A 26,847-nucleotide genomic window follows, 5' to 3' on the forward strand; every position below is an offset into this window, starting at 1 on the left:
AGTACATACGTATAGGAAAAGATATGTAACCGCCAGAATGAGAAAGATTCTAGAAAACAACCACGGCTTTGGCCAAGAGGTAGAGATTTCTTCCTCCTTTGGTGTCGTCAAAGAAGTTCCAGAATTGAATGACCCCCACTTAACGGACGTTTGAAGTGGGGGATTCCTAAGAACACCTTCGTAACCGAAAGTTATGTTATTAGGCTATCCCTGCGTCCCCGCAGTTAGAAGTCGTAACGCTTCGTTTTTAAGATTCAAGCTTGCATTCTTATCACGGTCATGATGTGCGCCGCAATGGGGACAAACCCATTGGCGCAACCCGAGATTTTTAACGGCTTTATTTTGATAGCCACAATTTGGTGTGGAACAAAGCTGACTAGACGGAAAATTCCTGGCAACGATTATCACTTGCTTCCCATACCAAGCCGCTTTGTATTCCAGCATCTGTCGAAACTGTGACCAGCTCGCTTCGCTAATAGCTTTTGCTAATTTGTGATTTTTCAGCATGTTGGACACCTGCAAGTCTTCGATCCCGATAATGTCGTGGTTTTTGACAATAACAGTAGAAATTTTATGAAGGTAATCCTGCCGTGCATTGTTGATACGTTCATGGAGACGGGCCACTTTACGCTTTTGCTTTTGATAGTTCATGGCGTCCTGTAATGGGTGGTTTTGCTTTAGCGCCAGCTCTTTACGCCGGGACAGGATACACTGTTCTTTTGCCAAGCGGGACTCTAATGTACGAAAGTGTTTCGGATTCTTATATACTGTTCCATCCGAAAGAACGGCAAAATCCTTGAGTCCGACGTCAATTCCAACAGCAGAACCAGTTTTGGCTAACGGCTTTACTTCTGTTTCAGCTAAAACGGAAACAAAATATTTCCCACTCGGATTGCGCCTTATCGTAGCGCTCAGGATACGTCCGTCAATTTCCCGGCTCTTGGAAAATCTGACAAGACCTAATTTTGGCAATTTGAGTTTGTTCCCAACTACCGCTATATTATGATTGGTACACTTGGTTGTATAAGACTGAACAGGATTTTTCTTTGACTTAAACCGTGGCGCTTTATTTTGTTTTTTAAAAAAGCGGTTGTATGAATCAGCCAAGTGTTTAAGCGCTGACTGCACGGCTATGCTATCCACTTCTTGGAGCCACACCAGTTGCCTTTTGAGTTGTGTCAGCTGGGAGGAACAAGCCTTGTATGTCAAGCCTTTTCCCGTCTTCGTGTAAGCTACATTCCATTGATTCAGAAAATGATTGAACACAAAACGGGAGCAACCAATCGTCTTCGCAATGAAGACTTCTTGTGATGCATTTGGGTAGATTCGGAATTTATAGGCTTTGTGAATAGACATATTTTTCACAACTTTCTTATATGAATATTGCATCTATTATATCAGAAAAACACGCACGAATGTTCGTTATTTGTATGTAATACAGGAGAACCAAACAATTCATCTCCACCCTAGCTAAGCTTGAGAATGGAGTCTTCTTGTCCAAAACCAATAAACAGAATATTTAGATTTATACCACAAGACGGACAAAACTTCGCTTCCGGTGTCACCTTTATTCCACAATTAGGGCAATACATAGAAATCCTCCTTCTTTTATACACTTCATCAAATTATTACCCTAAATTGCTCAAACTTGCAACCAAATTCAGCTTCTTTTCCTACTGCTGAAAGCCATAGCTAAGAACCCCGCACCCATACCAATCAACGTTCCTGCTGCCACATTATCAAAAAGCAGTCCTAGCCCAATTCCAAGAAACATGCTGCCAACAAAAACAACGCCACCCATACCTTGATTCATTTTCCTCATCCCCCTTACTCTTTATTATTCCTATTCAGGTTAAGCTGGGAAAATCCCCAGCGATTTAAACCGAATAAAGTAACTTACAAAGCAAAGCGGTTCGCTCCGGAATGTCATCGATCAAAATATGTTCATCTCTGGCATGTATCCCTTCACCAGCAGCACCAAGTCCATCGAGGGTAGGAACCCCCATCGCTGCAGTAAAGTTACCATCACTTCCGCCACCTGCACTCTCTTCCTTAAGCTCCATATTTAGCTCTTGGGCTACTTCTTTTGCTTTTGTAAATAGCTTTTCTGTTCGTTCATTCTTATGCATTGGTGGTCGCATAACGCCACCGTGCACCTTTATTTTTGCGCCCTCTGTATGAGGTTCTAGCTCTTCCATAATGTGTTCGATTCTGTCTTGTTCTTCTTCGGTTTCCATTCTTACATCAACCCCAATCGAGGCTGCATCGGCAACAACATTTAGCGGCCCTCCACCCTCCACAGAGCCTACATTCACGGTTGTGCCTTTATCGTAGTCTGTAAGCGACTCTAAATAAAGAATTTGTTCGGCCACTTCTTTAATGGCATTCACCCCATCTTCATGATGATTACCAGAGTGGGCTGCTTTGCCTGTTACATCTACATAGTAGCGAGCAGAACCTTTTCGTTCTGTTTTTAATGCCCCGCTTCCAGCAACGGGAGGCTCTGTAACCAAAACACAAAAGCTGCCTTTCGCTTCCTGTTCGATCAATGCTTGCGAGCTTGGACTGCCAATTTCCTCATCACTTGTACACAAGAAAACGATGCGCTTATTTACGTGCAGACCTAGATCCTTGCATGCTTTCATCGACCAAATCGCTTGGACAAGCCCACCTTTCATATCGAGGATGCCTGGACCAAAGATTTTGCCTCCCTCTTCCTTAATAGGAAGCTCTCCTTTATCCCAAACGGTATCAAAATGGGACAGAATTAAGAGTTTTTCTTCCCCTTCTCCGTATTCAAACCGTAAATGATTTACGTGTTCCTTCTCTTCTATTAACATTGCTCGATAGCCAAAGTGCTTTTCCAATAAGTCTTGGATTCGTTGACCGCAAACGTCCAGTAGTGCTTTATCATGGGAAGGCGATTCACTCTCCACAATGTATTTCATATCCTCCATAATGTCCTGGTGATGTTTAGTCATGTATGCTTTTATCTGATCCATGTTGTTTCTCCTTTCGTTAGAATGGTCCGTAATTTATAAGAACCGCAATGCTATTAAATACTGCGCCAATGAATGCCCAAATAAGGACGAGTGGTACAATAAATAGCGTAGTGCCCGCCTGAGCTTTCTCTTTCAAAAATTCCTGTTGATATAATATATGTAAAAATCGCTGCAAGGAGCAACAAACCAAACGGATAACGAAGGCATCTGGCGTTTTTGACGCCCTTTTTTTAATAACCTCATCCTTTGCGACCTCATATGCCCTAGAATAAGTTAATTGAAATTAATAACTTTTATAGCGATACAAGTTGTTTTTATTGGTATTCCCCTACTATTATCTAAAAACCCTTAACTTGCTTCTCTAAAATACGTTTTCTTGGCCGGCATTAATGCACTGTATCCAATTAGAATGGCTATTATCAGCATAGCAATAGATAACACAATGATCATTATTCTAAGGGAAATAAGGTCCCCCATCGTTCCAACCAGTAATACCATTAAAATTTGTAGGGCGCTTTGCAGTAATTGCACAAGACTTGTTACCCTTCCCATTAAATTTGTTGGGACATTATTCTGATAAAACGTCATTATTCCCGTGTTTAAGAAACTGTTAAAGAAGCCTAATATGATGAAGCCGATCGTTATGGTTAAGAACGACCAGGAGAAGGCATAGAGAACATACCCAACCGACTGAAATAGAATTCCCAAGGCAATCAAATATCGTAGTGAGAAAAGATGAGAGAAAACAGACAAGAGTATGGCACCCGTAATCGATCCAATCCCTGTAATACTAATGAGTAAGCTATAATCCATTTCGGATAACCCTACTACATCTTGGGTAAACACTACTTCCTGAGCATCCATCGCAAATGCAAAAATCGTGGTGACCAGAAATAATCCGTAAATATACGCTACATAATGGTTGACCTTAACAAAGTTACGAACAACTTGGAAGTCTTCTCGTACCTGATCCCAAGAAAGCTTTGGTATGGTTGCCTTCTCAACTGCACCCATTTCAGGCAATAGCATTAGGAAAAACGCAGATAGTAGAAAGGCTGACGAGTTAAAGAGTAGCGTTATATCGATGCCCCAAAGTAGAATAAGGGATCCGGCTACAGCTGGACCTATAATGAAGGCACCTGATGTTGTAAGGGACTGAATAGAATTAAAACGTTTCCGCATCTCTTTCGGTATCATTTCTGTTATGTACGTCATAGAAGAAGGGCCAAAAAATGATTTCGCAACACTTAGCAAGATGAGAAATAAAAAGATGAACCAAATAGAAGATAAGAAAGGAAGGCAGAATACAAATATCGCCCTAGCCAAATATGTAACAATCATGATCTTCCGCTTACTTCGGTACTCAATAAAACTTCCGGTCCAAAATTTAGTTAACACATTTACGATGGGCCCGACTACCCAAAGCCCAGCCACCGCAGCCGCTGAACCCGTTATTTGAAAAACTAATAAGTTGATAGCGATAAGATATATGAAATCTCCAAGACTAGCAGTTCCTACTGAAATTAAAAGAATGGTCGGTTGCTTCCATTTGATCCATGACATAACCGGTTTTCCTCCTTCTGTTAAACCTTCCTAAACTCTCAGTCCAAGTACAATGCAAACAAAAAGTTTAAGATATGTGACTGGTTGATCTTCTATCACGAAATAACATACCTAATAGTGGTGGCACGCCGATTACAATGACAAGTATGCGAATGAGTTGCAAAGAGCTGACGACAGCAGGATCTCCCCCAAGACTATATGCTGTTAAAACCATCTCAAATAAACCACCTGGAGCAATGCTTAAAATAGCTGTAACATAATCTAATGAGGTTAGGTTTGCTAGAATCACACCAAGCAGAATAGAAAAGGCAATAATGCCAAGGGATGTGCCAAAATATATAAAGGAGAGCTTTCCACCTGCCTTTATATCTCGAAATAGAATATTTTTACCAAGGCTTGCTCCGACCGCAACCTGTGCTGCATACATGAGAGTGGGCGGGACTGCTGGCAGCTCCACGAGCGTAATATTAAGTGCCGCTGTCACCCCAATTGCACCAATAATAATCCCCGCTGGAATTTTTTTATTCAAAAACAACGCGGCCAATGCTGGCAGGATAAAAGCCAAATAGCTAACAGGAGATCCAAGGATAACCTCTGTGGAAGCCTGAGCACTAGTGTTCCCAGTCCCTTGTCCGAATAACAAGGCCATAATAGAAGGAACGGTAAAGAGAACGGTCACCAGACGAATGGTTTGAAAGATAACCACCAAAGAGGTTCGCGCCTTAAATGCTTCACTCGCCAATGTCATCTCAGACAAGCCCCCTGGAATACTACCAAAAATACTTGTCATGCTGTCTACCTTCACCCACGATAGTTTTGTAACAATGATACTGATAACGATACTAGCAAAAATAAGAATGAGGGTAAGCAAAAGATATGGAAGAAAATATGGGAGTATCATCTGGAAAGTTTCCAATGTAAAATAAAGACCAAAATAAATTCCTAGTATAATAAAGCTTGTATTTTTTATTGGGGTCGGGATATATGCTTCTCGCTTTAATAGCCCTTGTACGATAAAGGTAAACGTTAAGGCACCAAGCACCCAGGGAAGCGGCATATTTAGAATGGAAAAAATATAGCCACCAATCGCAGCAACAAAAAATGTGAAGATTAACCGTTGTGTTTTATTCGCTTGCATTATAAAACCCCTTACTTATTTCTCTCTAAACCTAGCATACCATGGTTTTTGCACAATTGTGACAAAAGTTGACTCATAGAATCTTTTTGGTTACTATTACGTTATACGATATAACACAAAACGTAATAGATGGGGTGAAGCAATGCAGTCACTTGACCGGTTTTCAGAGCCTGCTTTATTTATCTTAATCAGTTTAGCTGAAGGAGAAAAGCACGGCTATGCCATCATGGAAGATGTTGAAAAACACTACCAAAAAAAGCTCGGCCCAGGGACTCTATATGGCGCCATTAGCCGACTGGAAAAGCTGCATTTCATAGAAGCTATGCCCTTACAAAACAGAAGAAAGCCGTATAAGGTTACGGAATCTGGCAAAGCGTATCTGGAGGAAAGACTAAAGGAATTGGAACAAGTGACATCGCTTGGGTGGAGGAGGCTTGGCTTATTATGAAATGGCTTCTCTATGTATACCCCCAAAAATGGCGTGCGCGTTATGGAGAAGAGCTTTTATATATACTTAGCATGAAAAAACCAACCATTCGAGATGTCATGAACATCTTTTTCCACGGTATCTTGGAACGATTCCTTGCAGGGAAAGATTTGCTTAAATCTTCATCACAAACATCGCTCTATCATTTGCAAAGAAGTTTTCCCCTGTTACTATTACTCATCGTGGTCTGTGCATTCACTGGATATAGTCTTTCCATGGCTCCCATACTTGATTTCTCAATAGAATGGATTTTGCTGTTCGGTGTTGTCGCCATATCCTATTTTTGCTATGTAAGTGGGATAATAAAGGTTTTATTTCTTTTTCAAAAGCACACAAAATAAGAAAAGCGAGGAAAAATGATGAATTATACCATGTTAAAAGATGTTAAGACGATGATCGGATTTTTCTCCTCTATTATAGGAAGTATTATTGCCATCTTCTTAGCAGCAGGAGATTCGGATGTATGGGTGGTTTTTATTGTATTATCCCTCATTCTTCTGGCGCTAAGTGTAACGCGGGCAAGTCGTTTGTATAACCAAAAAAGCACATAAAAAGAGAGAAAAGCTTCCACTTTTCTCTCCTTTTTGCTTCTTATCCCGGTGCAACCGTCCGTAAGACTCCCACTTCAAACATGAAGTGAAGCTAGTTTTGAGTGGGAGTAAACGGACGCTAACACCCCGATTCGTTCAACTAACAATCAGTGGGAGAAGAATGAAAACCCCCACTGATTGAAGTTTCACTTTATATACGTACTGTCGTTTTAACCGTATTTTGCTTCACGAGTTGTCCATCTTTAATGACGGTTGTGATGTTTTCCTTGTTTTCTAAACTCCGGATGTCCGTAAGCGGATTGGTCTTCGTAATGATAAGATCCGCTACTTTTCCAGTTTCCAATGTACCCAGTTTGTTATCCCAACCCATACATTCAGCAGCCACTTTTGTCGTTGCCTGTAGGGCTTCCATTGGGGTCATCCCTATCTCACACATTAGGCCAAGCTCTCTTAAATTGGTACCATGTGGCATGACACCAGCATCCGTCCCCATTGCGATTTTCACTCCCGCACGATGCGCTTTGGCAACACTATTTTTATGAATCTCAGCAACCTCTTTTGACTTTTCTACCGCATAGGCTGGCATGTCATTCGTCGTTTCGGCCAACTCTAGTACAGAAACCGGCGCAAGCAATGTTGGCACTAAGTACGTACCGTGCTTTAACATCAACTCAATTGCCTCATCATCCAAGTAAATGCCATGTTCAATGGAATGGATTCCGGCACGAACTGCATTCTTTATCCCCTCAGAACCTTGAGCATGGGCCATTACCTTGACTCCATTACGGAAGCTCGCCTCCCTCACGATAATCTCTAGCTCTTCTTGCGAGAATTGCGTAAATTCTGGATGGTCAGTAGGACTAAGCACACCACCTGTTGCGTGTACCTTGATAATATCTGCCCCTGCTCGCAGCATTTCCCGCACCTTTTTGTGTACTTGATCTGGGCCATCACATATCGCATCCGGCATGGAAGGATAGGTTACATTCGTGACATCTATGCCAGAACGCATCCACGAGTCCCCATGACCACCAGTAATGGTAAGCGGATTAATGCTTACCTGCATTCTCGGTCCCGCAATTAATCCTTCTTCAATCGCTTGCTTCACACCAACATCCGTAAACCCTGCGTCTCTTACAGAAGTGATTCCGATATCAATCGTTTTCTTTAAATAATCCATCGCCTGATAAAAACGCATGGAGAAAGGTGTCTCCAATGTTTTCTGCATCTCTGCTTTTTGGAACATCATGTGAACATGTGTATCAAATAGACCTGGTAAAATGTAGCCTCCATCTGCATCAACTACTTTTGTGTCGGGTTGCAAAGATGCCAACTCTACTTCTTTTCCCACTGCCTCAATTTTCCCATCGTTTAATAGTACAGCAGCCTTTTCTACTGGTTCTCCTCCATTGCCATCAATTAACGTGCCATTTTTTACAAAAGTGTATGTCATATGTAACGCTCCCCTTCTATTGAGTTTTATAGTGTACCAACAAGAATACTTGCAATCACAATCGATGCAATCGTGACGGTCGTAAACCCACCAACCAGCATCGGTGTTAAAATCTCGTTAAAAATGGCCTTTCTTTCCTTCTCATCCTTTCCTATACTTCTGCTGACTTCCTCACAAATAATATAATCACCAGGAAACCCGAATAGTGCTGTTAAGGCAACAGGTATTCCTTTATTTGGATTCCATTTAAATAATTTAGAACTGAAATAGCCGCCAATTAAAATTCCGATTATCCCCACCACCATGATCAAAAGCACCTCTGGAAGATAGTCCGTGAACATGGACGGTGTGATGGAATTCATGGAAGACATCACCACAACGATTAAGAGTGCCATCGTTATCCCAAAGGAATTTGCCTTTTCCATCATACTTCCTTGATAGAAGCCGAAATAAGTTCCTATAATCCCTATTGCAAGTGCCCATAGACTATAATTAATGCCTGTCAAGGATCCAAGGACTACCGCTATGGCAGCTCCTAGAAACACTTGAAAGAGAAGAATGACCTGTGTTTGGTATTTTTCCGGAAGCAAGCTTTTCCTGCTTTTTTCTTGCTTCTCTTTCGTTGCGGCTACTGTCTGATAGCCTGTCTCACGCAATTCTTTTTGTACGGAGACGCCAAGCTTACGTAGGAAAAATGCAGCAAGCGGCATTCCAACAAAGTTTTGAATTCCTAAAATGAGTGCTGGAATGGTGATCAAGCTAACTAGTCCAAGTTCCTGCAGACGTTCTGATGTAATAACAAACGCGATAATACCACCCGTTAATGGCCCTAAACCAACCACGGAAGATGTGTAGCCAACAAACGGTGTAACCAATAAAATAACAAGCACTACGGCGACAAGGATCCCGGATAAGGCAATAAGTACTGCCTTATACTGCTCCTTCAATTGTTTAAAAGGGATTAATGTCCCCATATGCACAATCAACACTGCTGGCAATATAGAAGCGAAAGCAGAAATATTCGCCTTGTCGGCAATATCAGGTGGAAAAACACCTGTCCAAAGTAAGAGTAAATAACCGAACATCACGACAAATAACATCGGGATTCTTGCTCTGGAAACAACGGATAAAAATTCTCCCAATGCGAATAAAGCAAATATTAGCATTGCAGCAACAATGGGTTCGTCTATCATGAGGATCAGCTTCTTTCTCTACTAAATTTGTTCCTGCGTTAGATTGTGACGTCACTTTAACGTAGTAAACAGTAAAAGATTATTACCCATTCTATGCCCCATTTTTTAAATTGTCAATATATTTTTTATAAAGTGAAAACTTCAATTAATGAGGGGCTTTTTCCCCCCACTGATTGTTAGTTGAACGAATCGGAGTGTTAGCATCCGTTAACTCCCACTATAAACTAGATTCACTTCATATTTTGAAGTGGGAGTCTTACGGACGCTTGCACCGGGATAAATAAAATATTTGGATTTTAATGGTAACAAGGGCTATTTCTATTACATGAAAAGAGCTTATGTGAGAACGTTGATGAAGGTAGTTGTTTAAAGAATGAATAGGGAAAGGATGGGGTGTGACGCGTGATTGATTGAATAGCTTTTTTGATTGATTGGCGAACGCTTTTGATTGATTGAATAGCTTTTTTGGTTGATTGGCGAACGTTTTTAATTGATTGAACAGCTTTTTTGGTTGATTGGACAGCTATCTTGGTCGATTGGGGCTCTGCTTTGGTTGATTGGCCCACCCATTTGATTGATTGACGTACCTTTTTGATTGATTAAACATCCCCCTTGATTAACAATCCACCTAAAAAAACAGCCGAGACTGTGTCTCAGCTGTTTTTCTATTTACCTTAATCCCATTTACGAACTGGTTTGTACCCGGCATTATAAAGGAAGTCGTTAACAGTGTCTTCCGATAAGCCGTTTATCTTAATACCACTCTGCATTGCCTGAATATGCATTCTACACGTATATTCCAGTGTCTGCAATGCCATTCTAGCTTCTTTTAAATTCGTGTCATATACGATAACACCATGGTTTTCAAGTAGCATCACATTTCCAAGTTTCGCCTTTTCCTTTACAGCATCTGCAAGCCCCAGACTTCCTGGATGCTCATATGGAATGCGTACGATCTTTTCCAAATAGTACATTGCTTCTACAAAATAATTAGAAGGAATGGCCATATCTGTATTGGCAATAAGCGTACTGTAGAAAGGAGAAGCATGCAAAATAGCATTGATCTCTGGTCGCTCTTTGTAAATATTTTGATGCATAATATGCTCTTTAGATGGCTTTTTCCCTTCTACCAATCCGTCATCTGAACAGAGGGAGAAATCGCCTATATCCATTTCTCCCAGATATGTTCCACTTGCAGATACGTAAAATTGGTCCTCGCTTACCCGAGCGCTAATATTTCCTGCTGTTCCCCAAGCTAGATCATTGTCCATCATGAAAACGCCTGTATTTTGCAGGTCTTTCACTAACTCTAATCTATCCATTCTTCTCAAAACTCCTTAGTCAAGCAAATTTAATAGTCCCAGTGATACAGATGGGAATAGTGCAATAATGAGTAATGTAATAATCACTGCAATATAGAATGGTATCATTCCTTTTGTAACCTGGTCTAATCTCAAGTTCGCAATCTTTCCTGCGACAAATAGATTTAACCCTAGTGGAGGTGTTACCATACCAATTGCGAGTGTTACGATCATCACGATTCCAAAATGAACTGGATCAATTCCCATTTCTAAGGCAACCGGTGCCAAAATCGGTGCGAGAATGATAATAGAAGCATTGGTTTCCATGAACATTCCTACCAATAATAGTAACACCATAATAACTAATAAGAATACTGTTCCATTAGTAGAGAAAGATGTAAACATTTCTGCAACCTGCTGCGGAATATTTTCGATGGTTAAAATCCAACTGAAAAGCCCAGCACTTGCAATGATAAACATGATCGTTGATGTTGTAACGGTCGCTTGTGTAAGAATCTTGTTGATATTTTTAAAGTTGATCGTTTTATAAAATACAATACTGATTAGAAACGCGTACGCTACGGCAATACCGGCTGCTTCAGTTGCAGTAAAGATTCCACTATAAATACCACCTAAAATGATAACAGGCATAATAAGAGCAGGAATCGCTTCCAAGAACGCTTTACCTAATTCTTTGTTTGTCTTCTTCGGCTCTTTCAGGTAGTTTCGTTTTTTAGATACGATGATTACCACGATAAGTAATCCGATACCAATCACGATACCTGGTGTTACACCTGCGATAAATAAATCACCAATGGACGTCCCAGCTGCCACTCCATATAAAATCAGCGGAATACTAGGTGGGATGATGATGCCCAATGTCCCTGAAACGCCTTGAACACTTGCAGCAAAATCCTTATGATAACCTCTTTCAACCATTGCAGGAATAAGGATAGCCCCTAATGCTGCAGTTGCGGCAACACTTGAACCTGAAATTGCTGCGAAAAACATGGTTGTTACAACCGTTACAATGGCCAACCCACCAGAAACATGTCCAGTTAAAGCATTGGCTAAATTAATTAATCGTTGAGAAATACCACCGTATTCCATAATGACACCAGCTAGCATGAATAGCGGAATAGCCAGCAATGGGAAGGAATCGAGTGATACAAACGCCCGCTGCGCGAGAACCATTAACGGGATATCTCCTGCAACGAGCAGGGCGATACTTGATGATAAGCCTAGAGAGATCGCAACAGGAACCCCTAGAAGAAATAAGATGATGAGGGATACAAATAATGCGATTATCATTGCGCCCCACCTCCCTCTATTGTTTTACCTTGTTTGTCTTCAATCATGACAGCAATTGTATTAAGCAGAAGCAGCAGAGATCCTAAAGGAATAGCTGCATAAGCCCAACTCATGGAGAATTGCAATGTCGGTGTAGCTTGGTTTACTACTGTTAAGGTTAAAGCAGAACCATAATAGAAAAGAATCGCTGCAAAAATAAGAGAAATCCACAGAATAACGGAATTTAGAACCTTCTTTCTTTTAGCGCTTACAATTTCTACTAAAAAGTCTATTGCAATATGTTCTTTATTTCGCATTGCAAGGGCTGCCCCAAAAAATACAATGTAAATCATTAAATATCGAGATATTTCTTCAGACCAACTAAGCGGATAGTCAATGACAAAGCGTGTAATGACCTGAAGTACCACTAATACCGCTAATACGATAAACATGGCCGATACGATATATTTCACTGCTTTATTAATTTTATCTATAAAACTCACATAGCCCTGCATCTAATTACCCCCTAAACTACTCATCTCAATAATTGAATCATAGAGATCTCTGCCATACTTATCTGCTAAGCGTTCATGGACAGGCAATACCGCTTCACGGAACGGTTCTTTGTCTACTTCAATTATTTCAACTCCAGCGTCTTCCATTTCTTGAAGCGCTTTCTTATCTTGCTCAGCAACAAGCTCATTTTGATAGTTTCTTGCCTCTAATGCTGCTTCTTCAACTGCTATCTGTTCTTCTTCACTTAGCTTTTCATACGTAATATCACTCATAATCATTTGCACGTAGCCATAAACATGGTCTGTTTTGACTAAGTAGTCTTGTACTTCATGAATCTTAGCACTAGTCGTAAAGGATGCCGGATTTTCCTGTGCATCAATTACCCCAGTTTGGAGTGACGAATACACTTCACTAAAGTTCATCGGAGTCGGATTGGCTCCCATTGCGCCCCATCCTTCTACAGATGCTTCAATATTTGGAACACGAATTTTTATTCCTTTTAAGTCGTCTATTGTGTCAACTCGTTTATTTGTAGTTAATTCTCTTGGTGCACGCGCCCAAAATTCTAGACCGCGAATTCCTGTTTCTTCTAACATATCGCGTTGTAATTCCTCGCCACCTTCTCCGTATAAGAAGGATTCCATATGTTCTTGATCATCAAATAGATAAGGCAATTCCAATATGGAATATGGTTTATAAAAATTAGACATTACCCCTGCAACTAATGCAAAGTCGACAGAGCCTATTTGTGTTCCTTCTATTAAATCTCTATCAGAACCAAGTGTGGAGCTAGGATAAATTTCGACGTTTACTTTACCATCTGTCTTCTCTTCCACCAGTTCAGCAAATTTTACAGAGGCCTTATGCCATGTATGTGATTCACTTTGGATATGTCCAAGCCTTAGTGTTGTTACATCCTTTTCCCCTTCTTGGGAGCTCGCTGTGTTTGAGCAAGCTCCGAGAAGGGTGAAGGCAGCTATTAGTAAAATTAGACCAATTATTCTCTCCCGTTTCACCCTAAATTCCTCCTCTATGAGTCAAATCTAACTAGAACTTTTACTGAGTTGTCTTGTTTTTTATTTACAATTTCAAAGCCACGTGCTGCTTCTTCATAATGCAGAACATGTGAGATAATTTTTTCAACAGGAATCTTAGCTTCTTTAATAATTTCTAGCGCTTCCTCTGTATCTGGTCGGTTATATGTCATACAGCCCACAATTTCTTTTTCATTTTGCTGTAATTGTTCAATGTCCACTTCTTGCTGACCATGGAACATCGCGACGGTTACGACACGTCCACCTTTTTTCAATAGGTTGAGAGCTTGATTGATAATGCCTGGAACACCTGCTGTGATAAAGACTTTATCAAAAGACCCTCCCATTCGTTCTTTTGTTTCCTCAATCCAATTTGGATTATCCATAATGTTGACCGTTTCTGTTACATCAAGTTCTTTGGCAACATCAAGTGAGTAATCAAGCACATCTGTGATAACCGTCTCTGTTACGCCTTTGGCTTTTACTGCAGCAAGTGTTAACAGCCCAATTGGACCAGCACCGATAATCGCTACTCTATCACTGGGTTTCACATCTCCTTTGAATGCTGCGTGAACGCCAACAGCAAGTGGTTCTACGAGAACACCTTGGTCATAGCTCACACTATCAGGTAAGGAAATCACGAGATCTTCTGGTGACACAAAATATTCAGCCATTGTTCCTAACCAATCTCCCATGCCTGGCGCAAGTCGCTCATCTGAATAATTCACATTCCCCGTCATAACGCCTTCGCTTACTCCGGTACCTTTTTGTGGTTCTACGGTCACTCGATCGCCAACTTTAACGTTCTTTACCGCGTCCCCAATTTCTACAACCTCACCAGCCACTTCATGGCCAATCACAACTGGAGGCTTTCTAAAAGGGTGTAGCCCTTTGTAGGTGTGGATATCAGAACCACAAATTCCTGCTGTCGCTACTTTAATGAGTACTTCATCACTGTTTATTGTTGGACGGTCAATGTCCTTGATTTCAATTTTCTCAGCGTCTTGAACAAATACTGCTTTCATATTGGCATCTCCTTCTTATTGAAATAACATGGATTTCGATTCTTGCAAGTGCTGTCTCATCAGGGTAATACTTTCTTCCTGATGTGCTTCTAGAGCGTTTACAATCGCAACATGGTCTTCATAGAACTTTCGAACCCTAGTAGGATCCTTGCGCAAATGACGCAAAGTAATACGAAGTAAATGATCATGGTAGTTTAATAGAATGCGTGTAATCTCTTTGTTACCGGCAATTTCACTTAGATCAACATGAAAATCATGATCCAATGAAGCAAAGCCTTTCACATCAAGTTCCTCTGCTGCTACCTTGGTTTGCTCTAAGTTCTCTCTCAAATCACCAAGTTGCTGTGGTGTAATTCGTTCATATAATGCATCACAGGTAAAGGTTTCTAACGCGATTCGCAGATTATAAATATCATTGATTCTTTCAATTGATAGATCATTAATCACGATCCCCTGCTTGGAAGAAACAGTGACAAACCCCTCTGATTCTAGACGAACAAGTGCATTTTTTATTGGTGTCTTACTCATATCTAACTCTTGTATTAAGGTGCGTTCTGAAAGAAATTGTCCTGGTGGATATTCTTCTTCCAAAATTTTCTCCTTAATTGTTTGGTACGCTACATCTTTTAAAAGCATCGCGATCCCCTTTCTCCCATTAATAGGTTTTCTTCGCTAAAAAGACATTCTCAAAGAATCCTTCTCCACCTAACTGTCCGCTCTTTAACGCAATTTCTAAATCATCAAAGCGCTCGTCCTCTGAATATGCGCGACATAAAGGAGCACCTGGTGCAATGCCTTGAAGGACTTCTAGTCCATAAATGCCAAGCTGTGATGTAACAAATCCAGAAGTGTCACCACCAGAGATAACAACTCTCTTCAGTGGAGCACGCTCCATAATGTATTTTGTCCAGCGTCCTAATTGTTGTCCAATATGGATTCCAATATCTGAAATACCTGCTTGTGTAAGATGATCTCTTGTTGCTTTAATTGCTTTATCTTCCGTCCCTTTTGCTGTATATAGAATCACTTTCTTCTTGGAGTCTAGTAATTCAATAATGCGATTTAGGTAGCTTTCAGGGACATTCTCTTCCGTAAACAATTCATATGGCAGTTGTTCCATATGGAAGCCTGATTTCTCTGCATGTTCCAATTGTCTTTTGGTAACTTCTGAAACACTTCCAGAAACAACGAGCATTTGGTCGATATTACGTGGTTGACGTTCCTTCGCTTTGCCCTCCACAATGTTGTCTTTTTTCCATTTGTTGCCGAGTGCATATTCAATGCCTGAGGACCCAATTAGAAATTGCGTTGTGGTTTCACTTCTATCTTGCCAAACTTTGTCAGCGAACCAACTCATCTCTTTTTCCTCTGCTGCATCATAGAGCACAATGTCTTCCGCACCGTCGGTAAATTCTGCTGGGGCTTTTTCCATATCTACCATGTTAATTGTTCCGATAGATTGCTTCGTCTGCTTTTGTAGATGAACTGCTAAATTCGCCTCATCCATTGGCGTTACGGGGTGTTTTGACATTACAGGATGTTTATCAAGTCGATAAATGGACCCATGAAAATTAGCAAAATGATTGCCAAATACCGTATATCTTCCCAATGCTGGTGCAGCGACGAGCAATGGATAGGAGCCGCTTTCAAAGTAACGTCTAGCTAAATCAGCAGCATATCCGATACTTCCCACCTCTGGAGCAGAATCAAAGGTTGAACAAACCTTGTAATGAACAAAATAAGGATTTATCTCTTTAAATTTTTTATAAACTGGTGTAAGTTCTTTTTCCATTTCTTCGTTATTTTTCGCACGTGCAGTTCCTGCAACCCCAATACATTGGGCATCAGAGAACCTTTCTAATAATTCTTCTGTTGGCGGTTCCAAAAAAAGAATTGTTCTAAGTCCGAAACTATCTAATGCTTCCATCGCGTCGGTGGATCCCGTGAAATCATCGCCATAGAAAGCAAGAAGTCTTCTATTTTGCATCTGTTATTGCCTCCCACATGTAAAAGATCCAACATAGATCTAAGATGAATCTATGTTAACATAAGCGTTTTCAAAAATGCAAGCTCTTTTTTGCAAAGGCTTACTAGATCGTGAAAATGGGAGGGCGATGTTGGGCGATGTGGCTATGCTTGGGCGATGCTGTGGCGCTCTCAGGCGATGTGTCGGTGCCCTCGGCCGATGTTCACTCTCTCAGCAGATTTCTCGGCACAACTTGGTTAATTAACTCCGCGACTATATCAACAAAAGTGTCCACTCGCTTTACAACGTACTAAATTTCCTGTAATATAGTTCAGGTGTTTATTTACCTGGGTAAGTATTGAAGAGGGGTATGAAAATGAAGAATGTGGAGAACCGGGATATTATGCATGCTTTAAATCAACTGTCTCGTTATACGGTGAAAGAATTAAACGTACAGCTTAAAGATCATGATTTATATGCATCACAATGGGCCATAATCTACTGCCTGGATACGTTTGGAGCTATGACACAAACGGAGATATGGAAGTATTTAAATACGGAAGCACCAACTGTCACACGGACCTTGGTTCGGATGGAGAAAAGTGGTTGGATTAGCAGAAAGCAAGGACAAGACAAACGTGAGCGCATTATTGAACTAACTCAGATGGCAATAGAACGGATTCCTACTATCAAAAAATCGGTGGAAAGCTTTGATGAGAAGTTGCTTTCGGCTTTTTCACAACAAGAGAAAAACCAATTATACACGCTTTTAGCTAAACTAAAATCATCAGGAGAGACATCAGAATGAAAAACCAACTAGAAAAGATATGGACTCGTAGTTTTATTAGTATTTTTATGACGCAATTCTTAGTGTTTGTAGTATTTTATACATTAATAACCACCCTTCCGCTTTATGTAATTCAAGAAATGGATGGAACAGAAGCACAAGGCGGCCTTGTTGTTACCTCTATTCTAATCGCCGCCATTGCTGTTAGACCTTTTTCAGCAGGCTTACTTGATCGAATTGGAAAGAAAAAGGGACTTGTTTTAAGCGTAAGTGTCTTCACACTCACAACTTTTATCTATATCGGGATTGAATCCTTTGTTCCATTAATGATCTTGCGCTTCATTCATGGGCTTTCCTTTGGCGTAATTACTACCGCTACAGGTGCGATTGCAGCTGATTTAATTCCGCCAGCACGCAGGGGAGCCGGCTTAGGATATTTCGCAATGTCAATGAACCTGGCGGTAGTGGCTGGACCATTTATTGGGCTAAGTCTACTGCAATTTGTCAGCTTTAAAACCTTATTTATTATCCTTAGCATATTTATGATTGTAGGGATTTTATCAACCCTTCTCGTTCATGTGAAAGAACCAGTAGGAGCAGAAACGACTGTAAAAAAAGGAAAGCTTTCTATTCACAGTTTAGTCGAACTTAAAGCTTTACCAATCGCCATTATTGCCAGTCTCATTTCCCTTGCATATGCTAGTATTCTTTCCTTTATTTCGGTATATGCAGAGTCAATAGGACTTGCAGCTGCAGCAAGCTTTTTCTTTCTCGTTTTTGCAGGCGTAATGTTACTTTCCAGACCTTCACTTGGTAGAGCCTTTGATAGCAGAGGAGCGCGTTTTGTTATCCTCCCATGCCTGCTTATCTTTGTGGCAGGGCTTGTGATGTTAAGTATTACGTCATCTGCCTGGATGCTCTTTGTCGCCGCAGCCTTAATCGGTCTTGGATATGGCACACTACTTCCAAGCTTCCAAACGATGGCAATTCAAACAGCAGAGCCTGCCCGGAGTGGTCACGCAACCGCCACTTTCTTTATGCTTTATGATGCTGGTATTGCACTTGGCTCCTTTATTTGGGGACTTGTGGTTTCGGGATACGGTTACCAGAGTCTTTACCTAGTCTGTGCTGTTCTTGTTCTTGTGGTCATGGTATTGTTTAATATGTATTATAAAAAACAACAGAAACCACATGCATCTTAATTAGCATTAAAACAAAAAAACACAGTACAAAGCCACGCTAGTACTGTGTTTTTTGCTATTTAATTAAGAATTTGGCTCTACTAGAACCTTCCTTCGTTTTCTTCACTTCCAAAACAGCTGGGAAGATGGTTTTTAGCTCTTGAACATGCGAAATTACGCCAATCATTCGACCAGATTGCTGTAAGTCGACGAGTGTATCAATTGCTTTATTTAATGCTTCTTCATCCAGTGTTCCAAACCCTTCATCAATAAACATCGTTTTTATAGAGATATTACCTTGGAAACTTTGGATTACATCTGACATGCCCAGTGCTAAGCAAAGTGAGGCGTTAAATTTCTCTCCACCAGACAAAGTTTTGACATCCCTTGTCTGGCCTGTATATGCGTCATAGACATCGAGAGCAAGCCCGCTTTGCCGACCATGAGACTCTTGTCGGTCACTGCGCATTAAGAAAAATTGCCCATTTGATAAATGCTTAAGCCGCTGATTTGCTGCATCGATAATTTGTTCAAGGTACTCAATCTGTAAGTACCTTTCAAAGGATATTTTACGATTATTCTGCCCACGAATGGCATCGTATAGGTCAGAGATAGTCCGGAGTTTTCTTTCAATGTCTCCAGATTCTTCACTTGCTTTTGCTATACTTTGATGTAAATCCTTCGCTTCTTGATGATAGTTTTTCGACTCTTGCCATGTTTTCAGGGTTACTTCATATGTCTCCTTTAACTTAGCCAGTTCAGATTCGATCGCCGACAGATCAGCTTTTTCCTTATCCTTTAACTCTGTCCTAAGCTCAGACACTTGCTCCCTTACGGTGGAGAGTGTTTGCTTAAACTGCTCTACGCTATTTTTTAGTTCATGAAACGCTTCTTCAGATAGCTTTGCATCCTGATAATCAGTTTCCGCGGAAAAACTTGCCTCTGCTAAAGCTGTACTAAATTGCTTTTCCACTTCTTCCCTTTTGGCAGTCGTTTCTACACACTGTTGCTGCACATGGGTAAGCCGTTCTGCCGCTTTTGCCTGCATTTCTTTTACTTCTTGCAGTCTTTTCTGGATAGACTCCCAAGCATTTTCCAACATTTCTTGTTGCTTTTTCGCTTGTTGAATTTTTTGCTCAAGTTCTGTTAAGACCCGAACGTCTTCCGGAATGTTGTTTACTCTCTCTTGATAAACTGCTTTTGACGTATCATAGGAGGATTTAATCTCTTGATATGCTTTTTCTTTTGCTTGTACTTTTTCTTCTAATTGCTTTGTTGTTTCTTTTATCTGTTCATAACTTTGCTTTTGATCTGCTAGTTCTTTACGTGCTTTGTTTAGCTGCTCTACTTCCTGTTTAAGCGCGGTACCAGATTCAGTAAGCTTATCCTTTGTCTGTTCTGCATTTTCCAAGGAAATCGAATAGCCATTTAGCTCCTGCACCTTTTCCTCAACCTGTGTTTTCGCAGCCTGATAGTTTGCCGTAACTTCTCTATATTTATTATCGACCATATCAAATTCCTGTTTGGCTTTTTCAAGTTGTTCCTTAGTAATCGCATCCGCTTTGCTAGTCGCTTTTTCCGGATGTTCCACACTTCCACACACAGGACAAGCCTCTCCATCATGAAGATGTTCTGCTAAAAGAGTTGCTTGGTTGCTAATCCAATTTTCCTCCAGCTTAAGATAGTGCTTTCTATTGTCCGCTACTACCTGCTTTTGCTGCTTTATTTCTGCTTCCAATGTACGTAAATGATCTCTTCGTTTCAGGTAATCTAATACCAGCTTAATTTGTTCGCGCATTTCACCTAATTGTTGCTGCTTGTCGGGCAACTTTTCCACCTGCTGATCAAGTCTTTTAATTTTTTGATCGAGCTGCTCTGCTTTATTTTTCTGTTCTTCCAGTTTTTCTTTCGCTTGCTGCCATTCTGCATAGGTGGCTTTTCCTTGGTGGTGGAGACGTTGAAGCTTCTGTTTCGCTGTATCCATTTCCTTCACAACTGGTAAAAAGTCATGCAGCTTATCCAATTCTTTTCGTATCGCTTCTCGCTCAGCTTTTTTATTCTCTTCTTTTTCATACGCAGCTTGAACTTCTACTCTTTTCTCATCTATCTGTTTCTTGTTTTGTTCTGCCTCTTTTCGAGCTGCTTGTTTTGCTGCCTCTTCCCGACGCCATTCTTCTCGCTGTTTTTCATAGGGGGCAAGACGCTGAGCTCGTTCTGCCTTTTCTAGCTGTACTTCTTTTTTCTCAAATTGTGCAGCCTGGTCTACTAATTCCTTTAATCGATTTTCTTTTTGTTCTAAGGCAGCAAAACGGTCATTCAATGCTTTAGAAAGATGGTATGTTGTTTGTTTCTGATTGTGTGATTTGTAAGCATGCTCATAGGCCGATTTATCCTCCACAATTTTTGCCTCATAGTATTGACGTTCTCCCTCGAGACCATCTAGCACTTGCTTTGTATTTTGATATTCCGCCTCTAATAGTGGAAAAAGGGTACTGCTATCTCGTTTCGGCAAACTTTTTCCAATTGCTGCAATATATTGATCACGCACACGAACGGCCTGCTTGTATGCATCGTCCATGGCAAGCCGCTTTTGTTTTATCTTCTCCGTAATATGCTTATAGGGCTCTGTTTTAAAAAGTCGACGCAGTATTTCTTCTTTGTTTTCCGTCTGTGAGGTTAATAGTTTACGAAATTCCCCTTGTGGTAGCATGACAATTTGCTTGAATTGATCCTGTGTCAAGCCAATAAGTTCCTCTATCTTTCTATCAATCTCGGATACCATCTGTCTATCCACAACCGGGATTTCATTACCATTGGTTATCTCGAAGAACTCATATCGTTCCCCTGTCTTCGTCTTGTTACCACTTTTTATATGCCCCAACTGGCGGAGTACCCGGTAGGTTCGCTCATTTAAAGCAAACTCCAGTTCAACTGCTGTATGGACATTGTCATCAGCAAAATCACTGCGCAGCATCGCATTGTTTTCTCTATCTTGACCACTTGCGGAGCCATACAGGGCAAAACAGATACCATCAAAAATGGTGGTCTTTCCTGCCCCGGTATTACCAGATATAACAAATAAACGATTTTCCTGTAGATCTGTAAAATTGATGACTTCTTTTTCCTTATATGGGCCAAACGCTGTCAGGGTTAATTTTAATGGTTTCAAATCGCTCGCTCCTTACCGCCTGGAAGGCAACTAATTCGTCACTGCATTCCTTGTTCTTTGAGGGGATGATGTTTCATTTTCTTCTTTTAATAATTCATCAAGTACTTCTTTAAAAAGCTCTTCCGCTTCTTCTGTCGCCTCATTGCCTTTTACTTCTTTATAAAAAGCGTGGAATAGTTCAATATCACTCATTTTCGTTCGTTCCATTGGCTCATTAGACGCTTCTGATTCCGGGGAGAACATATAATTTTTCCGTTCTACATGCATGGCATTTGGATAAACAGAGCGTACTTTTTCCATCGGTGAAAGAACGGCTGTTTCATCAGTCAAGCGAATGAACACATAATCTTCATTGATAGGATGCTCTAATAATTCATCAAGTGATGCTTCCACTGTACGGATATCCCGACGTGGCTGAAGTTCTTTTTTCTCAAGAGAGACATCGCCCTTCCCGTCCATTTCCACAATAAAGTAGCCTTTCTTGTGATTTTCTTCCGAGATCGAATACTTTAACGGTGATCCGGCATAACGAATTGTTTCCTTTGTTACATAATGCGCCTGATGCAAATGCCCCAGTGCAGTATAGTGAAAACTACTAAAATGTATAGCATCCACATACTCCGATCCCCCAATGGATAATGGGCGTTCCGAGTCACTTGTATTCTCCTCTTCTTCCCCATATGGTGTCACAAAAGCATGACCAACTAATACATGCCGTGCATTAGGATCCATTGTTGCTTTGATCTCTTCTGTAATTTTTTTAGCAGCATCGTTATGGGTACGGATCTCTTCATCCCCAAATTCATTGCGTACAACACTAGGATCACAGTACGGAACAAGATGAAAATGCACTTCCCCGTGCTCATCATGAAGAATAATTGGCTCCATGTCCTTTTTAAGATTCCCTGTAATATGGCAGCCGTTATCGCGCATGATTTTACTACCGAAATTCAAGCGTCCAGGACTGTCGTGGTTGCCCGCAATAGCCAGCACAGGTGTTTTGAGTTGTAGCACTATTTTATCTAACGTATCGTTGAGCAAATGGACAGCATCTGTTGGCGGGACTGCTCTATCATATAAATCACCGGCAATAATAACGGCATCCGGTTTTTCCTCTTCAATTGCCTGAACAAATTGGTGCAGTATGTACGCCTGGTCCTCGGTCATATACACACCTTGTACTAGTTTTCCTAGGTGCCAATCCGCTGTATGAAAAAATTTCATCGGGTAGTCCTCCTTTATATCTATCTTGTTTAGTTACGTTGTGTTTGGGGAGCTCTTTAAGTGTGAGGGCTAAGAAAAGGGTACTAAAAAAGAATGATTGCACAAAGGCATCACATTTAACCATTGTGCAATGATTAGCTATGCTGCTGTTTTAATTTATATATTTCTTTCTCTAGATGAAGCGTCTTATCTGCCCAGAAGGCTGTCTCTACAAGAGGTGTGAAATTTTGTGTTATATCTTCCTTTTGATTGGTAATGACTTCAACAAGATCCCGATATGCCTGTGTAGTTTGCGAAGTCAGCAGCTCTATTTTTTCTTCTACCTTGTCAAGGCGGCCTTCCACCAACACAAGACGTTCATCCATTTGTTCAATCCGCTTCTCTATTTGTACAATCCGCTCTTCCATTTGCACGAAACGCTCTTCCACCTGAGTAAAGCGCCCTTCCATGTTGGCTTCTAATGCCTCTATTTTTTTATTTGTCTCGACCTGATTATCAAGAATTTGCTGTAATATTTCGTTCGTCTCCAACTCATCACCTCCTCTACTTATTATAAATTAATTTTTATCCACACACTATATCAATCTCCGAATTCTCTAAAGTGAAACTTTATTTGGTAGGAGGATTATTGCCCGTGATGGCAAGGTAAAACTTCTAGTTCTAACGTTAAGCTACTCTAGTAAAAATGTAAACTGAATAAAAAGCTATTTCTCCGTCCAATTTTATCCTTAAAATACAATTAACTATTAGGGAAAATTACAAAATGAGAGTGCCTAATTCCTTTAAAAATAAAAAGCATTATTCTCCCCATTATATTTTTTTAATTACAAATTTTCGGGTAGCCTTCCTCCATAAAAAAACAGAGAAAAGCAACGCGCAGCCTCTCTCTGTTTGTACGTAATGTATTACATATTTTTACCCAATAAAGTGAAACTTCAATCTGTGGGGGGCCATTCTTCCCCCACTGATTGTTAGTTGAACGAATCGGGATATTAGTGTCCGTTTATTCTCACTAAAAACTAACGGTTCCACCTCATGTTTTGAAGTGGGAGTCTTACGGACGGTTACTCCGGGAGAAATTTCACACAAACGACTTCTGGCACATCAATTACTTCATCTGTCTGTGTTAATTTCCCTGTTACTTCATCCCTTTTAAATAATACGATATTTCCACTATGTTGATTGGATGCAACGAGGAATTTCCCTGTTGGATCTAGCACGAAATCTCGTGGCCAATCTCCACCTGAAGGCTTTATCTCCACAAGGGAAAGTTCACCTGTCTCTTCATTAACAGCAAAAACGGCGATACTGTTATGTCCTCTATTTCCGGAATAAACAAATTTCCCATCCGAAGAAACGTGAATGGCACTCGCATCATTTGTCTCCGTGAAATCTTCTGGAATTGCTTTGATATATTGTTTTTCGGTAAAGCTTCCCGTTGCTGCATCATAGTCCAGGACCACCACTTCTGAGCGGAGCTCTGTAACTAAGTATGCTGTTTTGCCGTTTGGATGGAAGGCAATATGACGTGGACCACTTCCCTCTTTGACTGTCAATGTGTTTACATGAACCAACTCGTCCTTTACCTGTTTATAGGTGACAAGCTTATCTGTCCCGAGGTCAGCCACTACAATATATTTTCCATCTGGTGTATAGCCAGTAAAATGCACATGCGGTTTTTCCTGGCGATCGTGTGGGCCACTTCCTTCGTGTTTTAAAAATTGCCCCTGTTCCACTTCATTATTGCTGCCAACCTGGTGCAGGCCGATATCCCCCTTATGATAGTTCCCTGTTACAAGCACACCGCCCTTCACATCAAGGTGGCATGGTGGGGCACCTTCCACAAGCTGCCCATTAATGGAAGAAAGTTCAGCCGTTTGCTCTGTTAGTTCATAGGCATGGACGCCGCCCATTTCTCCATCCTGAGCAACAGAATATAAATGCTTCTTATCTTCACTAATGGTTAAATAGGTGGGACTGCCTACCTTTGCCGCCACTTCAGCTTTGCTTAATGTTTCCTTTTCCGTATCCAGTACAAACCGATAAATACCTTCGCTCGTCTTCCGTGTGTATGTTCCTGCATAACCGATAAATTTTGCTGTCATACGTATCTTCCTTTCCAAATTTGTTAAATCTGTATAGCTTAATTGTATCATGTTACCTTATAACTAACGAAAATATCGCTCGTATTTTGTTATGATAGCAGTAGAAGGTAATTGGAGGGATGGGAATGAATCGCATTGGAATTGATGCAGGAGGAACACTTCTAAAAACGGCACATCGTATGCACGGCGAAATGGTTACACGTACTTTCCAATCTGAGCAAATGGAAGAATGTCTAAGCTGGCTTGAAAAGCTTGGTGGCGAATCGGAGTTTTTCATAACTGGAGGAAAAGGTGCACATATCCAATCCAACCTATCAGGACAGGCTCAGCAAATAAATGAATTCACAGCAACTATAAATGGTACGCGTTACTTAATAGAAGAAGAAGGTCATGAAGTAAGCAATTATATTGTGGTAAGCATTGGTACAGGAACGTCGTTTTACCATGTGACACCCCATTCTTTTCAACGTTTGTTCGGTAGTGGAATTGGGGGCGGAACACTAATCGGTCTTGGCTCCCTTCTTTCCAACAAAGAGACAAATTTTTCGTCACTCGTGGCTTCTGCTGAAAACGGTGATGAGAAAGAAAGCGACCTTTTAATACGGGATATTTATGCTCCAGGTCCCGCTCCTCTGATGGGAGATCTCACTGCTGCTAACTTTGGAAAGGCACATCTTAATCAAGAAGCGACCTCCCATGACCATATGGCAAGCTTAGTACGGTTGCTTGCAGAGACAATTCTTCTACTTTCCATTCAAGCAGCACAGGCTCATCATACCAAGTCCCTTGTTTTTATTGGTAGTACCCTGGAAGATAACCCACCTTTAAAACGGCGACTAAAGATGTTTGAAGAAAGCTTTGATTATCAAGCCATATTTTTGGAAAAGGGTGCTCATGCTGGGGCAATCGGGGCGATGTTAGGATAAGCAGGCCCCGTTCCCAGCGTGGAAAAGTTCTTAAAAAACACAGTAAAAAATTATTCCAACACTAATGCCAAGGACCCTTTTAAACCAGCTTGGGAACCAAGACCAGGCAAGGAAATATAGTCCTCGATATTGTCGGTGATTTGAGTTTTTTTAATATATCCATTTAAAAGCTCCAGTGTTTGCTTTTGAATCTGCTCTATCAACCCTGGGCGCTGTGACACTCCCCCGCCAAATATAATTTTTTCCGGAGAGTATGTAACAATAGCATTTACAGCTGCCTGCGCTAAGTAATAGCCTTCCAACTCCCATGCACGATCATCTGTCAGCTCTGTTCCAGCAACACCCCACCTTGTCTTTAAGGCAGTGCCTGAGGCAAGTCCCTCGAGACAATCTTTGTGGTACGGGCAGCAACCTGAAAAATCATCCATTTCATGGCGCTTTATAAACATGTGTCCAGCCTCTGGATGCATTAAGCCATGCAAGAGCTTCCCATTGAGAAACACTCCAGCACCAATGCCTGTCCCTACAGTAAAATAAACACAGGAATCTTTTCCTTTTGCTGCGCCCCATTTAATTTCTCCAAGTGCTGCTGCGTTCACATCTGTATCTACCACGATTGGCATACCAGCCGGAAAATGCCCTTCAAGATGCTTTAATAATGGGTAGTGCTTCCAAATCGTTTTCGGGGTTTCTAAAAGTGATCCATAATCAGGCTGAGTCTTATTCACTTGAATAGGCCCAAATGAACCAATTCCCAGTCGTTCAATTTCTTTCCCTTTAAAAAAGTCCACGACGTCCTTCAACGTTTCCTCAGGACCTCTTGTTGGGATACTTATCTGTTCTAGTATTTCTCCCTGTTCAGTACCAACTCCGCAAATGAATTTGGTGCCCCCTGCTTCAATTGCTCCGACTAACATCTTACCACTCCCCCTATGT

The 26,847-nt window shown here is 41.0% G+C and carries 26 protein-coding genes; 6 read left to right on the plus strand and 20 right to left on the minus strand.

The annotated features are described in order from the left end of the window. Nucleotides 1-204 precede the first annotated feature (204 nt). From tnpB to BN988_RS09515, 6 genes are all read right to left on the minus strand, one after another. The gene (gene tnpB, locus BN988_RS09500; protein ID WP_036575582.1) at nt 205-1,356 is read right to left on the minus strand and encodes an IS200/IS605 family element RNA-guided endonuclease TnpB; all 1,152 of its coding nucleotides are present in this window, start codon (nt 1,354-1,356) and stop codon (nt 205-207) included. Nucleotides 1,357-1,466: 110 nt separating this feature from the next. After that, nucleotides 1,467-1,592 carry a zinc-ribbon domain-containing protein gene (locus tag BN988_RS19430; protein ID WP_081779389.1) on the minus strand — a complete coding sequence of 42 codons (126 nt, stop codon included), beginning with the start codon at nt 1,590-1,592 and terminating at the stop codon, nt 1,467-1,469. A gap of 68 nt (nt 1,593-1,660) precedes the next feature. Continuing rightward, nucleotides 1,661-1,813: a hypothetical protein gene (locus BN988_RS19085; RefSeq protein WP_187120246.1), complete on the minus strand. Its 153-nt coding sequence runs from the start codon at nt 1,811-1,813 to the stop codon at nt 1,661-1,663. Between the two features lie 64 nt (nt 1,814-1,877). Beyond that, nucleotides 1,878-3,002 carry a M20 family metallopeptidase gene (locus BN988_RS09505; RefSeq protein ID WP_036575584.1) on the minus strand — a complete coding sequence of 375 codons (1,125 nt, stop codon included), beginning with the start codon at nt 3,000-3,002 and terminating at the stop codon, nt 1,878-1,880. Between the two features lie 348 nt (nt 3,003-3,350). Continuing rightward, nucleotides 3,351-4,565 (minus strand): MFS transporter, encoded by a 1,215-nt coding sequence (locus BN988_RS09510; RefSeq protein WP_036575586.1) that lies wholly within the window; start codon nt 4,563-4,565, stop codon nt 3,351-3,353. 67 nt (nt 4,566-4,632) lie between these two features. Continuing rightward, a complete protein-coding gene (locus BN988_RS09515; protein ID WP_036575588.1) occupies nt 4,633-5,703 on the minus strand; it encodes an AbrB family transcriptional regulator in 1,071 nt (356 codons plus the stop codon). A 142-nt stretch (nt 5,704-5,845) separates the two neighbouring features. Between BN988_RS09515 and BN988_RS09520 the strand changes: the two genes are divergently transcribed. Genes BN988_RS09520 through BN988_RS09530 form a run of 3 tightly spaced genes read left to right on the plus strand, consistent with a single transcriptional unit; the run spans nt 5,846 to nt 6,741 of the window. Then, entirely contained in the window at nt 5,846-6,151 is a 306-nt protein-coding gene (locus BN988_RS09520) for a PadR family transcriptional regulator (RefSeq protein WP_036575589.1), read from the plus strand. Further along, nucleotides 6,148-6,531 carry a hypothetical protein gene (locus BN988_RS09525; RefSeq protein ID WP_036575592.1) on the plus strand — a complete coding sequence of 128 codons (384 nt, stop codon included), beginning with the start codon at nt 6,148-6,150 and terminating at the stop codon, nt 6,529-6,531. Before BN988_RS09520 ends, BN988_RS09525 begins: the two co-directional genes overlap by 4 nt. An 18-nt stretch (nt 6,532-6,549) precedes the next feature. Further along, nucleotides 6,550-6,741 carry a hypothetical protein gene (locus tag BN988_RS09530; protein ID WP_036575595.1) on the plus strand — a complete coding sequence of 64 codons (192 nt, stop codon included), beginning with the start codon at nt 6,550-6,552 and terminating at the stop codon, nt 6,739-6,741. A gap of 190 nt (nt 6,742-6,931) precedes the next feature. Here the strand turns inward: BN988_RS09530 and BN988_RS09535 are convergent, their stop codons facing one another. From BN988_RS09535 to BN988_RS09575, 9 genes are all read right to left on the minus strand, one after another. After that, complete coding sequence (locus BN988_RS09535) at nt 6,932-8,194, minus strand: metal-dependent hydrolase family protein (RefSeq protein ID WP_036575598.1); 1,263 nt, start codon at nt 8,192-8,194, stop codon at nt 6,932-6,934. Between the two features lie 26 nt (nt 8,195-8,220). After that, nucleotides 8,221-9,387, minus strand: coding sequence for a hypothetical protein (locus tag BN988_RS09540; RefSeq protein ID WP_036575599.1), 1,167 nt, complete (start codon nt 9,385-9,387; stop codon nt 8,221-8,223). Nucleotides 9,388-10,061: 674 nt separating this feature from the next. Beyond that, nucleotides 10,062-10,709, minus strand: coding sequence for a class II aldolase/adducin family protein (locus BN988_RS09545; protein ID WP_036575602.1), 648 nt, complete (start codon nt 10,707-10,709; stop codon nt 10,062-10,064). A gap of 15 nt (nt 10,710-10,724) precedes the next feature. Further along, nucleotides 10,725-11,999: a TRAP transporter large permease gene (locus BN988_RS09550; RefSeq protein ID WP_036575604.1), complete on the minus strand. Its 1,275-nt coding sequence runs from the start codon at nt 11,997-11,999 to the stop codon at nt 10,725-10,727. After that, entirely contained in the window at nt 11,996-12,493 is a 498-nt protein-coding gene (locus BN988_RS09555) for a TRAP transporter small permease (protein WP_036575606.1), read from the minus strand. Before BN988_RS09555 ends, BN988_RS09550 begins: the two co-directional genes overlap by 4 nt. Then, nucleotides 12,494-13,510 carry a TRAP transporter substrate-binding protein gene (locus tag BN988_RS09560; RefSeq protein ID WP_036575608.1) on the minus strand — a complete coding sequence of 339 codons (1,017 nt, stop codon included), beginning with the start codon at nt 13,508-13,510 and terminating at the stop codon, nt 12,494-12,496. A gap of 14 nt (nt 13,511-13,524) precedes the next feature. After that, the gene (locus BN988_RS09565) at nt 13,525-14,553 is read right to left on the minus strand and encodes a zinc-dependent alcohol dehydrogenase (protein ID WP_036575611.1); all 1,029 of its coding nucleotides are present in this window, start codon (nt 14,551-14,553) and stop codon (nt 13,525-13,527) included. A 15-nt stretch (nt 14,554-14,568) separates the two neighbouring features. After that, nucleotides 14,569-15,189, minus strand: coding sequence for a GntR family transcriptional regulator (locus tag BN988_RS09570; RefSeq protein ID WP_036575613.1), 621 nt, complete (start codon nt 15,187-15,189; stop codon nt 14,569-14,571). A 19-nt stretch (nt 15,190-15,208) separates the two neighbouring features. Next, nucleotides 15,209-16,540 carry a four-carbon acid sugar kinase family protein gene (locus tag BN988_RS09575; RefSeq protein WP_036575616.1) on the minus strand — a complete coding sequence of 444 codons (1,332 nt, stop codon included), beginning with the start codon at nt 16,538-16,540 and terminating at the stop codon, nt 15,209-15,211. A 355-nt stretch (nt 16,541-16,895) separates the two neighbouring features. Here BN988_RS09575 and BN988_RS09580 point away from each other — a divergent pair, with 355 nt between their 5' ends. Then, entirely contained in the window at nt 16,896-17,327 is a 432-nt protein-coding gene (locus BN988_RS09580; RefSeq protein ID WP_036575618.1) for a MarR family winged helix-turn-helix transcriptional regulator, read from the plus strand. Continuing rightward, nucleotides 17,324-18,508: an MFS transporter gene (locus BN988_RS09585; RefSeq protein WP_036575620.1), complete on the plus strand. Its 1,185-nt coding sequence runs from the start codon at nt 17,324-17,326 to the stop codon at nt 18,506-18,508. The genes BN988_RS09580 and BN988_RS09585 overlap by 4 nt, the downstream gene beginning before the upstream one ends. 55 nt (nt 18,509-18,563) lie before the next feature. Here the strand turns inward: BN988_RS09585 and BN988_RS09590 are convergent, their stop codons facing one another. The 4 genes from BN988_RS09590 to BN988_RS09605 all read right to left on the minus strand — a co-directional run bounded on the left by BN988_RS09590 (nt 18,564) and on the right by BN988_RS09605 (nt 24,985). Beyond that, nucleotides 18,564-21,656 carry an AAA family ATPase gene (locus tag BN988_RS09590; RefSeq protein ID WP_036575622.1) on the minus strand — a complete coding sequence of 1,031 codons (3,093 nt, stop codon included), beginning with the start codon at nt 21,654-21,656 and terminating at the stop codon, nt 18,564-18,566. A 30-nt stretch (nt 21,657-21,686) separates the two neighbouring features. Then, the gene (locus BN988_RS09595) at nt 21,687-22,880 is read right to left on the minus strand and encodes an exonuclease SbcCD subunit D (RefSeq protein ID WP_036575624.1); all 1,194 of its coding nucleotides are present in this window, start codon (nt 22,878-22,880) and stop codon (nt 21,687-21,689) included. A gap of 134 nt (nt 22,881-23,014) precedes the next feature. After that, nucleotides 23,015-23,410 (minus strand): hypothetical protein, encoded by a 396-nt coding sequence (locus tag BN988_RS09600; RefSeq protein WP_036575626.1) that lies wholly within the window; start codon nt 23,408-23,410, stop codon nt 23,015-23,017. 534 nt (nt 23,411-23,944) lie between these two features. Further along, on the minus strand, nt 23,945-24,985 hold the full coding sequence (locus tag BN988_RS09605) for a lactonase family protein (protein WP_036575628.1): 1,041 nt from the start codon (nt 24,983-24,985) through the stop codon (nt 23,945-23,947). Nucleotides 24,986-25,110: 125 nt separating this feature from the next. Between BN988_RS09605 and coaW the strand changes: the two genes are divergently transcribed. Continuing rightward, complete coding sequence (gene coaW / locus BN988_RS09610; protein WP_051557786.1) at nt 25,111-25,911, plus strand: type II pantothenate kinase; 801 nt, start codon at nt 25,111-25,113, stop codon at nt 25,909-25,911. A gap of 50 nt (nt 25,912-25,961) precedes the next feature. Here coaW and BN988_RS09615 read toward each other — a convergent pair whose 3' ends face one another. Next, nucleotides 25,962-26,828 (minus strand): ROK family protein, encoded by an 867-nt coding sequence (locus BN988_RS09615; protein WP_036575632.1) that lies wholly within the window; start codon nt 26,826-26,828, stop codon nt 25,962-25,964. Nucleotides 26,829-26,847 lie beyond the last annotated feature (19 nt).

The organism is Oceanobacillus picturae (genome assembly GCF_000612865.1).
GTDB classification, from domain to species: Bacteria; Bacillota; Bacilli; order Bacillales; family Amphibacillaceae; genus Oceanobacillus_B; species Oceanobacillus_B jordanicus.